This window comes from Streptomyces sp. NPDC013157 (assembly GCF_042899865.1).
Taxonomy (GTDB): domain Bacteria; phylum Actinomycetota; class Actinomycetes; order Streptomycetales; family Streptomycetaceae; genus Streptomyces.
This window is the reverse complement of the sequence record NZ_JBIBAK010000014.1, coordinates 320795-331599: the sequence shown is the minus strand read 5'-3', so window position 1 is coordinate 331599 and position 10805 is coordinate 320795. Positions and strand designations below refer to the sequence as shown.

Here is a 10805-nt window from a genome sequence, read left to right as displayed (position 1 = left end):
ATTTCCGAGACGGGGTAGCGCGATTCCCGGCGTACCGCCATGAAGATCCGCGGCATGACCGGGAAATGGAACGCCATGTGGCACTCGTCCCCGCCCTTGTCGTAGTCGCCGAAGTAGTCGACGACGTCCTCCGGCCACTGGTTCGCCTCGGCCAGCAGCACGGTGTCCGGGAACATGGCGTCGATCTCGCGGCGGACCCGCCTCAGGAACTCGTGCGTGGGCGGCAGGTTCTCGCAGTTGGTGCCCTCTTCGGCGTACAGGTACGGCACCGCGTCGAGGCGGAAGCCGTCGATGCCCAGGTCCAGCCAGAACCGGAGCGCCGCCAGTACCTCCTCCTGGACGGCCGGGTTCTCGTAGTTGAGGTCGGGCTGGTGCGAGAAGAACCGGTGGAAGTAGTACTGGCCGCGCACGGGGTCGTAGGTCCAGTTGGAGACCTCGGTGTCCACGAAGATGATCCGCGCGTCCTGGTACTGCTTGTCGTCGTCGGCCCACATGTAGAAGTCGCCGTACGGGCCGTCCGGGTTCTTCCGGGACTCCTGGAACCACGGGTGCTGGTCGCTGGTGTGGTTCATGACGAAGTCGATGATGACGCGCATGCCGCGCTGGTGGGCGGCGTCGACGAACTCCACGAAGTCGGCGAGGTCGCCGAACTCGGGGAGTACGGCGGTGTAGTCGGAGACGTCGTAACCGCCGTCCCGCAGCGGGGACTTGAAGAAGGGCGGCAGCCAGAGGCAGTCGACGCCGAGCCACTGCAGGTAGTCGAGTTTGGCGGTGAGGCCCTTGAGGTCGCCGATGCCGTCGCCGTTGCTGTCCTGGAAGGAGCGGACCAGGACCTCGTAGAAGACGGCGCGTTTGAACCAGTCCGGGTCCCGGTCCTTCGCGGGAGTGTCCTCGAAGGTGTCCGGGACGGGTTCGTTGACAGTCATGACGCGCTGGGCCCTCCGTTCGCTGGTGTCGGCCGCTCTACCTGGAGCACGTGCGCCGGCGTCCGGCCGGGAGTGAGGCGCACATAGTTGGTCCTGCCCCATGAGTAGGTCTCACCCGTCAGTTCGTCCTGCACGGACAGGACGGCGTGCCAGTCCAGGCCGAGTTGCGGCATGTCCAACGAGACCGTGGCCTCCTGGGTGTGGTGCGGATCAAGGTTGACGATCACCAGAACCGTGTCCGGCCCGGTGCGCTTGCTGTACGCGATGACGGACTCGTTGTCCGTATGGTGGAAACGCAGGTTGCGCAGGTGCCGGAGCGCGGGATGGCGGCGCCGGACGGTGTTGAGGCGGGTGATGAGGGGGGCGATGCCCTCGGTCTCGGCGCGGGCCCAGTCGCGGGGTTTGAGCTGGTACTTCTCCGAGTCGAGGTACTCCTCGCTGCCCTCCTTCAACGGGGTGTTCTCGCAGAGTTCGTAGCCGCTGTAGATGCCCCAGGTGGGGGAGAGGGTGGCGGCGAGCACGGCACGGGCCTCGAAGGCGGGACGGCCGCCGTGCTGGAGGTAGGCGTGCAGGATGTCCGGGGTGTTGGCGAAGAAGTTCGGCCGCATGGAGGCAGCCGACTCGCCCGACAACTCGGTGAGGTACTCGGTGAGTTCCTGCTTGCTGTTGCGCCAGGTGAAGTACGTGTACGACTGCTGGAAACCGATCTGGGCCAGGGTGCGCATCATCGCGGGCCGGGTGAAGGCCTCGGCGAGGAAGATGACGTCCGGGTCGGCGCGGTTGACCTCGCCGATCACCCGCTCCCAGAACACCACCGGCTTGGTGTGCGGGTTGTCGACCCGGAAGATCCGCACCCCGCAGTCCATCCAGTGCCGCAGCACCCGCACGGTCTCGGCGATCAGCCCGGCCATGTCGGCGTCGAAGGCGATCGGGTAGATGTCCTGGTACTTCTTCGGCGGGTTCTCGGCGTAGGCGATGGTGCCGTCGGGCCGGTGGTGGAACCACTCCGGGTGCTTCTCCACCCAGGGATGGTCCGGGGAGCACTGCAGCGCGAAGTCCAGGGCGATCTCCAGGCCGTGCCGGCCGGCCTCCGCCACGAACCACCGGAAGTCCTCGACCGTGCCCAGGTCGGGGTGGACGGCGTCGTGGCCGCCCTCGGGCGATCCGATCGCCCACGGCACCCCCACATCCTCCGGGCCCGGGGTGAGGGTGTTGTTGCGGCCCTTGCGGAAGGTGGTGCCGATGGGATGGATCGGCGGGAGGTAGACGACGTCGAAACCCATCTCCGCGATCTTCGGCAGCCGCCGGGCCGCGGTCCGGAACGTGCCGTGCGGCCGCTCGGGCGTGCCCTCCGAGCGCGGGAAGAACTCGTACCAGGAGCCGTACAGCGCCCGTTCACGCTCCACGAGCAGCGGCAGCTCCTCGGAGACGGTCACCAGCTCCCGCAGCGGATACCGCGCCAGGACCTCGTCGACCTCCGGGGCCAGGGCGTTCGCCAGCCGCGTGTGCAGGGGGAGGGAGTCGTTGCCCAGGGCCCGCGCCGCCGCGAGCACCCGCTCGCGCTCGGGTCCTTCCGGGACTCCGGCGGCCGCCCGCTCGTAGAGCTCGGCGCCCTCCTCCAGGACCAGGCCCGTGTCGATGTCCGCCGGGATCTTCACCCGGGCGTGCTGCCGCCAGGTGACGAGCGGGGCGCTCCAGGCCTCCACGTGGTACGTCCAGCGGCCCGGTTTCCCGTCGACGGTGACCTCGGCGCCCCAGCGGTCCGTCCCGGGGACCAGCTCCCGCATCGGCGTCCACGGGCCAGGGCGGCCCTCGGTGTCGCACAGCACCACATTGGCGCCGACGGCGTCATGGCCCTCGCGGAAGACGGTGGCGGTGACCTCGAAGGTCTCGCCGGGGACCGCCTTCGCCGGCCGTCTGCCGCACTCCACGGCCGGCCGGACGTCACGCACCGGAACGCGGCCGATGGCCTCAGTCGCCTTCATGGGTCTCACCTCCGCCGTGCGCGGAGCCGGGCCCGGGGCCCGGCTCCGCGGTCCGTAGTGTGCCGGAAGACCGGTGTCTTCCCGCGGGTCCGCCTGCGGGATCACTGCCTCGCGGAACGCCGCTCCGCCGGCGGCCCCTGCCGGACCTTCCCGCTCAGCGGGGACCGCCCACCCTGTTCCCGCACATAGGTGACGAGGCTGGTGCGCAGGTAGCGCTCGGCCGCGTCCACCGCCTCCCGGGCGCAGCGCTTGCCCATCAGCACACACAGCGTGTAGCCCGAGTCCTCGAAGGTGGACCGCACCTCGCGGTCCTGCGGCGAGGCGAGCATGACGCGCTCCCACGCCCGGTAGCGCCGCAGCTGCCGGGCCACCTCGGCCTTCGCGGGTAGCAGCATGGCCGTGTCTTTCCTTCCGACGCTCTCGAATGGGCACGTGTCCCCGGAGCGGGGGAGCGTCCGGGCACGGAAGAGCACGGAGCCGTTACGGCGAATCGAGGCTTTCACTCATGGTGCACGCACGATGACCGAGCGTCTTGTTGGATCTTCAACTACCTCATGCGGCTCTCAGGTTGCACGAATGGCGTAGCGCCCTCACAGTGAAGGTGACTCAGGAGCGATCGGCGCTCACGCTGCGCTTCCGGAACGGACTTCCGGACGGGCGAGGGGGAGCGGGAGCTTCGCGGGTGAGGAGCTAGCGACAATGAAGACCGCAGTGCCCTGCTACTACCACCTCGACGTGGAGGTCAGCCCGGAACGGGTGGGACAGGTCAGCCGCATACTGGCCGCCCATCTGCGTTACTGGGACCTCGACAACCTCGTGGACCCCGTCTGCCGCGGTGCCGAACTGCTGCTGACCGCCATCGACCAGCACGCGACGGACAAACACACGTCCATCGAGATGTGGTGGAACGGGCAGCACCTCATCACCGCCATCGGCGACGACGACCGGGATCTCCGCCCCGACCAGGATCTGCGTCCGTGCCTGGCGCACCTGGCCGCGACCAGCGACGGCTGGGGGTGTTGCGCCTCGGAGACCGGCAGCAAGATCATCTGGTTCTCGCAACGGGCCCGGTCCGGGGAGCGCGTCCCGCTGGTCCCGACCGGGCCGGCGCCCCGGCTGCGCCAGGTCCTCAAGGTGCCTCGCGACCTGCCGGTCGCCCAGTTGGCCGCGTCGGCCGACGGCGCCCTGGCGGGCGCCCGGTGACCGCGAGGAAGTCCCGGAAAGGGGTGCCCGTGTGGAGCGGGCACCCCTACCCGTTGGGGGCCTCCTTCGACGGACAGGGCACCAACTTCGCCCTGTTCAGCGAGGTCGCCGAGCGGGTCGAACTGGTGCTGGTGAACGACGCCGCGACCGGGACGACGGTGCCGATGACCGAGGTCGACGGCTTCGTCTGGCACGCCTACCTGCCCGGCGTCGGGCCGGGGCAGCGCTACGGCTACCGGGTGACAGGCCCCTGGGACCCCGAGCTCGGCCACCGGTGCAATCCGGCGAAGCTGCTCCTGGACCCGTACGCACGGGCGATAGACGGCCAGATCGACAACCACGCCTCCCTCTACGAGCGCACCCCCGGTGGACCCTCCCCGGCCGACAGCGCCGGGCACTCCTTGCTCGGCGTGGTCACCGATCCCTACTTCGACTGGGGCGACGACCGCCCGCCCCGGCGGCCGTACTCCGACTCGGTGATCTACGAGGCCCACGTCCGCGGCCTGACCATCACCCATCCGGAGGTACCCGAACGCCTCAGGGGCAGCTACGCCGGTCTCGCGCACCCGGCGGTCCTCGACCACCTGACGTCGCTCGGCGTCACGGCGGTCGAGCTGATGCCGGTCCACCAGTTCGTGCAGGACGGCGTGCTCCAGGACCGGGGCCTGTCCAACTACTGGGGCTACAACACCATCGGCTACTTCGCCCCGCACAACGCCTACGGCGCCTTCGGCAGCCGGGGCCAGCAGGTCAACGAGTTCAAGGCGATGGTGAAGGCGATGCACGCGGCCGGGCTCGAAGTGATCCTCGACGTGGTCTACAACCACACCGCCGAGGGCAACGAGATGGGCCCCACCCTGTCCTTCCGGGGCATCGACAACGCCTCCTACTACCGGCTGGTCGACGGCGACTGGGCGCACTACTACGACACCACGGGCACCGGGAACAGCCTGCTGATGCGGCACCCCTACGTGCTCCAGCTGATCATGGACTCGCTGCGGTACTGGGTGACCGAGATGCACGTCGACGGCTTCCGCTTCGACCTCGCGGCCACCCTGGCCCGGCAGTTCCACGAGGTGGACCGGCTCTCGGCGTTCTTCGACCTGATCCAGCAGGACCCGGTGATCAGCAGGGTCAAGCTCATCGCCGAGCCGTGGGACCTGGGCGAGGGCGGCTACCAGGTCGGCAACTTCCCCCAGCTGTGGTCGGAGTGGAACGGCCGCTACCGGGACGCCGTACGGGACTTCTGGCGGGCCGAGCCCGGTTCGCTGGGTGAGTTCGCCTCCCGCCTCACCGGCTCCTCGGACCTGTACCAGGCCAGCAGGCGGCGGCCGCGGGCGAGCGTCAACTTCGTCACCGCGCACGACGGTTTCACGCTGCGCGACCTGGTGTCGTACAACGACAAGCACAACCAGGCCAACGGCGAGGGCAACCGGGACGGCGAGAGCCACAACCGGTCCTGGAACTGCGGGGCGGAGGGCGAGACCACCGATCCCGCCGTGCTCGAACTGCGGGCCCGCCAGCAGCGCAACCTCCTCGCCACGCTGCTGCTGTCCCAGGGCATCCCCATGCTCAGCCACGGCGACGAACTCGGCCGCACCCAGCGCGGCAACAACAACGCCTACTGCCAGGACAACGAAGTCTCCTGGATCGACTGGGAACTGACCGAGGAGCAGCAGAGCCTCACCGACTTCACCCGGTACGTCATCGGGCTGCGCGCCGCCCACCCCGTGCTGCGCCGACGGCGGTTCTTCCTCGGCGACACCGCCATGCATCCCGGGCAGCCGCTGCCCGACCTGGTGTGGCTGCTGCCCGACGCCCGCGAGATGACCGACCGGGACTGGCAGCGGCCCGACGCGCACTCGGTCGGCGTCTTCCTCAACGGTGACGCCATCGCCGAACGCGACCCGTACGGGCGGCGCCTGATCGACGACTCGTTCCTGCTGCTCCTCAACAGCCACTGGGAACCGGTCGACTTCCGGCTCCCCGACGACTCCTACGGAGAGCGCTGGACGACGCTCATCGACACCGCCGACCCGGAGGGCGTCCCGGACGAACGCGAGCGCAAGGCAGGCACGAGGCTGAGCGTGGAGGCGCGCAGCATGGTCGTACTGTCGCGGCCGTCGAGGTAGTTCCCCGCGCCCCTGAAAGCAGGGCGTTGCGGTGAGCGCCCCTTCAGGGGCGCGGGGAACTGCGCGACCAGCCACGACGCACCCGCAGCCGGCCACCCCGGCCGCCCGCCACGGCTCAGCGCGCCCCGCGTGACGTCGTCACCGTGAACTGCGCGCCGTCCGGATCCCGGAGGATCGCCTCGGTGTCCTCCTCGCTCAGCACACTGCCACCGTGTTTCTCCGCGATCCGGGCGCAGGCCGCCACGTCGGACACCGCGAAGTGGATCTGCCAGTGCGGCCGTACCGACGGATCGGGGGCCGCCTCCACCGCCCCCGAGTCGATACGGGCCACGGCGTCGCCGCGGCTGCGCAGCACCACTTCGCCGCCCTCGTACTCGACCTCGCAGCAGCCCGGTTTGTCGGAGGCCCAGCCGAGGACCTCGCCGTAGAACATCGCGGAGTCGAAGGCGTTGCGGGTGTGCAGGCGGATGAAGGTCGGGGCGGCCCGCCGCCAGGTTTCCCAGTTGGAGACCAGTTCCCCCTCCCAGATGCCGAAGACGGCACCGTCCCGGTCGGCGATCAGCGCCGCCCGGCCGGGTGGGAAGGAGAGCGGCCCCACCGCGGGGGTACCGCCGCGCTCACGGGCCCGGGACACCGCCTCGTCCGCGTCGGGCACGGCGAAGTACGGCGTCCAGGCCACCGCCATCTGCCACATCGCGGCGACCGCGGCGATTCCCGCCACCGGCACCCCGTCCGCCAACGCGATCCGGAAGTGGTCGCCGAGCCTGACGCTGCGCCATCGCCACCCGAGCACGGCGCTGTAGAAGTCCTCGGTCGTCTGCAGGTCGCGGCTGGTCAGGCTCACCCAGCACGGGGCACCGAAGACCGAGTGCGTGGAGAGCACCGCCCGCTTCTTCGGCGCGGGGCAGGGGGTAGGCGTGTCGTCGTTCATGGCACTCGCGTCCTGGTGTCGGGGCCGGCGGGGCGACCGGTCTGCCACCAGTCTCCAACCGGATGTGGTGGGAATGCCTGCCGAGTACCCCGGTGGCACGGAGCCAGACGGGTGACACGATGGATGGATGGGCGAGACCGAGCAGGACCGGATCTTCCACCTGCAGGAAGAGGTGGACCAGCTCAAGGAGGCCGTGGCGTCCCATGCCGTGGTGGACCAGGCCATCGGGATGGTGGTCGCGCTCGGCCGGGTGACGCCCGACGAGGGCTGGGAGGTGCTCAAGGAGGTCTCCCAGCACACCAACATCAAGCTGCGCAACGTCGCGGACCTGATTTTGATCTGGGGGCGCACCGGAGACATGCCCGCCGAGATCCGTGCCGAGCTGGCGGAAGCCCTCGAACGGTACGGCCCCACCCAGATCCCCGGCGCGCCGCCCACCGGGTGAGTCTCAGCCGGCCTCGGCCTGCAGCTCCTCGCGCAGCCGGTCGAAGCAGGCGCTCAGCAGGCGGGAGACATGCATCTGCGAGATGCCCAGCTGCCCGGCGATCCGGCTCTGTGTCATACCGCGGAAGAACCGCAGGTAGAGGATGAGCCGGTCGCGCTCGGGCAGGTTCTGGAGGCAGGGTTCCGCGGCCGCCCGGTCGACGATCAGGTCGTAGCCGGGGTCCGCGGCGCCCAGGGTGTCACCGAGCACGTATCCGTCGCCACCGGGCACCTCGGCGTCCAGCGACAGCGTCGAGTAGCAGTCCAGGGCCTCCATCCCGGCCCGCACCTCCTCCTCGGTGAGCTGGGTCCGGGCGGCGATCTCGGCGACGGTGGGCGGACGCCCCGGGGTCGTCTGGTCCAGCTCCTTGAGAGCCGTCCGGACCCGGTTGCGCAGCTCCTGGACCCGGCGGGGCACGTGCAGGGTCCACATGTGGTCCCGGAAGTGGCGCTTGATCTCGCCGGTGATGGTCGGTACGGCGTACGCCTCGAAGGCCCGGCCGCGCTCCGGGTCGTAGTGGTCGACGGCCTTCACGAGCCCCAGCGCGGCGACCTGGTAGAGATCCTCCAGGGTCTCCCCCCGGCCGCGGAACCGCACGGCGATCCGCTCGGCCATGGGCAGCCACAGCTCGACCAGTTCGTCCCGGAGCGCCAGGCGCTCGGGGCCATCGGGCAGTCCGGCCAGCCGTACGAAGGCCTGGGCCGTGTCCGGGGCGTCGTCGTGGGGATGGGACCTGGGTGTGCAGGTGGCACGCATCACGCGCACCTCCCTTGGCGGATGCTGGTGGACGGACACCGTGGGAGGAGCGCGCTCGGACCCTGGGGGAGGACACGGGGCGACCGGCGGAAACCGGCTCCCACGCACGTGCCTCCGGTCCGAAGCACTGAACTACGAATGCCCCGAACGGCGTATGGCGAAACAATTCGGATAAAAAGGTTGGAAAGCTCCCATTCGTCTCATGTCCTTCTCATCGGCCGCCCCGTTGGCCGCCCCCCTTGACCGTCCCTTGGGGGAGATATCTCTGTAGCAGAGGTAATCTTCGAGGTGTGGAATCGGAGACCTTTCCGGAAGAACTCGCCGACGCGTTGGTCGGCATCCAGCGGCTGATCCGCCGCAGGCTGCGCCGCGGGCTCACCCGGCCGCGGCTGCGCGGCGCCGAGGTGGAGCTGCTGCGCCTGGTCGAGTCCCGGCCCGGGATCGGCATCTCGGACGCCGCCAAGGAGCTGTACCTGGCGGGCAACTCGGTGTCGACCCTGGTCAACCAGCTCGTCAAGGACGGCCTCGTGCGCCGGGAGACCGACCCGGCCGACCGCCGGGCCGCCCGGCTGCTGCTCACCGAGGACGCCGAGAAACGACTCGCCGACTGGCACCGCCGCCGCGCGGAACTCGTCGCCGGTCACGTCGCCCGGCTGGACGAGGCGGACCGGGAGGCGCTCAGGGCGGCGCTTCCCGCGCTGCGGAGGCTGGCCGACACCCTGCACGAGGAGGCCGGGGAATCATGACAACGGACACCGCCGCAGTCGCCTGCACCGGGCTCTCCTACTCCTTCGGAGAGACCAAGGCCGTCGACGGGCTCGACCTGGGTGTGGGCGAGGGCGAGGTCTTCGGCCTGCTGGGCCCCAACGGCGCCGGCAAGACCACCGCCATCCGCTGCATCACCACCCTGCTGCCCGTCCCCGCCGGGATGGTCCGCGTCTTCGGCCACGACACCGGCAAGGACCGGATGGCCGTGCGCCGGCTGCTCGGCTACGTCCCGCAGCAGCTGTCCGCCGACAGCGGGCTCACCGGACGCGAGAACGTCGAGCTGTTCGCCCGCGTCTTCGACGTCCCCCGGCGCGAGCGCGCCGCACGGGTCGCCGAGGCGCTGGAGGCCGTCGACCTCGCCGACGCCGCCGACCGGCTCGCCGGCACCTACTCCGGCGGCATGGTCCGCCGCCTCGAACTGGCCCAGGCGCTGGTCAGCGCGCCCCGGCTGCTGATCCTCGACGAACCGACCATCGGCCTCGACCCGATCGCCCGCACCAGCGTGTGGGACCAGATCAACTCCGTACGCGCGGCGACCGGCATGACCGTCCTGGTCACCACCCACTACATGGACGAGGCCGACCAGCACTGCGACCGGGTCGGCCTGATGCACCGCGGCCGCATCCGCGCGCTCGGCACCCCCGCCGAACTCAGGCGCGGCCTCGCCGAACGCCGGGGCACCGACGCCCTGCCCACCCTCGAAGACGTCTTCCGCGACGTGGCCGGCAGCGGCCTCGACGACCAGTCAGGAGGTTTCCGCGATGTCCGAAGCACCCGCCGCACCGCGAACCGTGTCGGCTGAGCGCACGGGCACGTCCCTGCTCCTGACCCCGCCCCAGCCGCGCTCCGGCTGGCGGCTGCTGCCCGCCCGGGTCTTCGCCATGTGCGCGGTGGAGCTGCAGAAGCTCCGCCACGACCGCACCGAGCTGTACACCCGCGCGATCCAGCCCGCCCTCTGGCTGCTGATCTTCGGCCAGACCTTCACCCGGATACGGGCGATACCCACCGGCGGCATCCCCTACATCGACTACCTGGCGCCCGGCATCATCGCCCAGTCCGCGATGTTCATCGCCATCTTCTACGGCATCCAGATCATCTGGGAGCGCGACGCCGGCATCCTCAACAAGCTCCTCGTCACCCCCACCCCCCGCTCGGCTCTCATCACCGGCAAGGCCTTCGCGGCCGGCGTGAAGTCCCTCATCCAGGCCGTCGTGGTGATCGTCATCGCCGCCGTCCTCGGCGTCTCCCTCACCTGGAACCCGCTGAAACTCCTCGGCGTCGGACTGGCCGTCGTGCTGGCCTCGGCCTTCTTCTCCTGCCTGTCGATGAGCATCGCGGGCATCGTCCTCAGCCGCGACCGGCTGATGGGCATCGGGCAGGCCATCACCATGCCGCTGTTCTTCGGCTCCAACGCCCTCTATCCCGTGGCGATCATGCCGGGCTGGCTCCAGGTGGTCAGCAAGATCAACCCGCTGAGCTACCAGGTCGACGCCCTGCGCGGCCTGCTGCTCGGCACGCCCGCCCACCTCGGCCTCGACTTCGGCGTGCTGGCGGTCGCCGCCGCCCTCGGCATCACCGCGGCCTCCTCGCTGCTCGGCCGCCTGGCCCGCTGAGCCGGCC

At 70.2% G+C, this 10805-nt stretch carries 11 protein-coding genes; 6 read left to right on the top strand and 5 right to left on the bottom strand.

Annotated elements, in window-relative coordinates:
* The 3 genes from ACFY6U_RS35825 to ACFY6U_RS35815 form a co-directional block, all read right to left on the bottom strand.
* Positions 1–926 (bottom strand): alpha-amylase family glycosyl hydrolase (locus tag ACFY6U_RS35825; RefSeq protein WP_390044975.1); only part of this gene is annotated, 926 nt, incomplete at its 3' end.
* On the bottom strand, positions 923–2911 hold the full coding sequence (locus ACFY6U_RS35820) for a maltotransferase domain-containing protein (RefSeq protein WP_390044973.1): 1989 nt from the start codon (positions 2909–2911) through the stop codon (positions 923–925). The genes ACFY6U_RS35820 and ACFY6U_RS35825, both read right to left, overlap by 4 nt.
* A 101-nt stretch (positions 2912–3012) precedes the next feature.
* Positions 3013–3306 carry a DUF5133 domain-containing protein gene (locus ACFY6U_RS35815; protein ID WP_390044972.1) on the bottom strand — a complete coding sequence of 98 codons (294 nt, stop codon included), beginning with the start codon at positions 3304–3306 and terminating at the stop codon, positions 3013–3015.
* A gap of 304 nt (positions 3307–3610) precedes the next feature.
* Between ACFY6U_RS35815 and ACFY6U_RS35810 the strand changes: the two genes are divergently transcribed.
* A complete protein-coding gene (locus tag ACFY6U_RS35810) occupies positions 3611–4114 on the top strand; it encodes a pep a2 (RefSeq protein ID WP_390044970.1) in 504 nt (167 codons plus the stop codon).
* Positions 4115–4137: 23 nt separating this feature from the next.
* Positions 4138–6246, top strand: coding sequence for a glycogen debranching protein GlgX (gene glgX / locus ACFY6U_RS35805; protein ID WP_390044969.1), 2109 nt, complete (start codon positions 4138–4140; stop codon positions 6244–6246).
* A 115-nt stretch (positions 6247–6361) separates the two neighbouring features.
* On the opposite strand, the gene ACFY6U_RS35800 is transcribed toward glgX, so the two are convergent.
* Positions 6362–7177, bottom strand: coding sequence for a VOC family protein (locus ACFY6U_RS35800; RefSeq protein ID WP_390044967.1), 816 nt, complete (start codon positions 7175–7177; stop codon positions 6362–6364).
* A gap of 127 nt (positions 7178–7304) precedes the next feature.
* On the opposite strand from ACFY6U_RS35800, the gene ACFY6U_RS35795 reads away from it, so the two are divergent.
* A complete protein-coding gene (locus ACFY6U_RS35795; protein WP_390044965.1) occupies positions 7305–7622 on the top strand; it encodes an ANTAR domain-containing protein in 318 nt (105 codons plus the stop codon).
* Positions 7623–7625: 3 nt separating this feature from the next.
* Here the strand turns inward: ACFY6U_RS35795 and ACFY6U_RS35790 are convergent, their stop codons facing one another.
* Positions 7626–8417 (bottom strand): RNA polymerase sigma factor SigF, encoded by a 792-nt coding sequence (locus tag ACFY6U_RS35790; RefSeq protein WP_390045012.1) that lies wholly within the window; start codon positions 8415–8417, stop codon positions 7626–7628.
* A gap of 290 nt (positions 8418–8707) precedes the next feature.
* On the opposite strand from ACFY6U_RS35790, the gene ACFY6U_RS35785 reads away from it, so the two are divergent.
* Genes ACFY6U_RS35785 through ACFY6U_RS35775 form a run of 3 tightly spaced genes read left to right on the top strand, consistent with a single transcriptional unit; the run spans position 8708 to position 10798 of the window.
* Positions 8708–9163 (top strand): MarR family winged helix-turn-helix transcriptional regulator, encoded by a 456-nt coding sequence (locus tag ACFY6U_RS35785; RefSeq protein ID WP_390044963.1) that lies wholly within the window; start codon positions 8708–8710, stop codon positions 9161–9163.
* Positions 9160–9987 (top strand): ABC transporter ATP-binding protein, encoded by an 828-nt coding sequence (locus ACFY6U_RS35780; protein WP_390044961.1) that lies wholly within the window; start codon positions 9160–9162, stop codon positions 9985–9987. The genes ACFY6U_RS35785 and ACFY6U_RS35780 overlap by 4 nt, the downstream gene beginning before the upstream one ends.
* Positions 9947–10798, top strand: coding sequence for an ABC transporter permease (locus ACFY6U_RS35775; RefSeq protein ID WP_390044959.1), 852 nt, complete (start codon positions 9947–9949; stop codon positions 10796–10798). The genes ACFY6U_RS35780 and ACFY6U_RS35775 overlap by 41 nt, the downstream gene beginning before the upstream one ends.
* The last annotated feature ends 7 nt before the right edge of the window (positions 10799–10805 follow it).

Excerpts from the sequence above, each read along its gene's own strand:
- ACFY6U_RS35820 (WP_390044973.1), bottom strand. The coding sequence starts at position 2,911 with ATGAAGGCGACTGAGGCCATCGGCCGCGTTCCGGTGCGTGACGTCCGG.
- ACFY6U_RS35815 (WP_390044972.1), bottom strand. The coding sequence starts at position 3,306 with ATGCTGCTACCCGCGAAGGCCGAGGTGGCCCGGCAGCTGCGGCGCTAC.
- ACFY6U_RS35810 (WP_390044970.1), top strand. The coding sequence starts at position 3,611 with ATGAAGACCGCAGTGCCCTGCTACTACCACCTCGACGTGGAGGTCAGC.
- ACFY6U_RS35800 (WP_390044967.1), bottom strand. The coding sequence starts at position 7,177 with ATGAACGACGACACGCCTACCCCCTGCCCCGCGCCGAAGAAGCGGGCG.
- ACFY6U_RS35795 (WP_390044965.1), top strand. The coding sequence starts at position 7,305 with ATGGGCGAGACCGAGCAGGACCGGATCTTCCACCTGCAGGAAGAGGTG.
- ACFY6U_RS35790 (WP_390045012.1), bottom strand. The coding sequence starts at position 8,417 with ATGCGTGCCACCTGCACACCCAGGTCCCATCCCCACGACGACGCCCCG.
- ACFY6U_RS35780 (WP_390044961.1), top strand. The coding sequence starts at position 9,160 with ATGACAACGGACACCGCCGCAGTCGCCTGCACCGGGCTCTCCTACTCC.
- ACFY6U_RS35775 (WP_390044959.1), top strand. The coding sequence starts at position 9,947 with ATGTCCGAAGCACCCGCCGCACCGCGAACCGTGTCGGCTGAGCGCACG.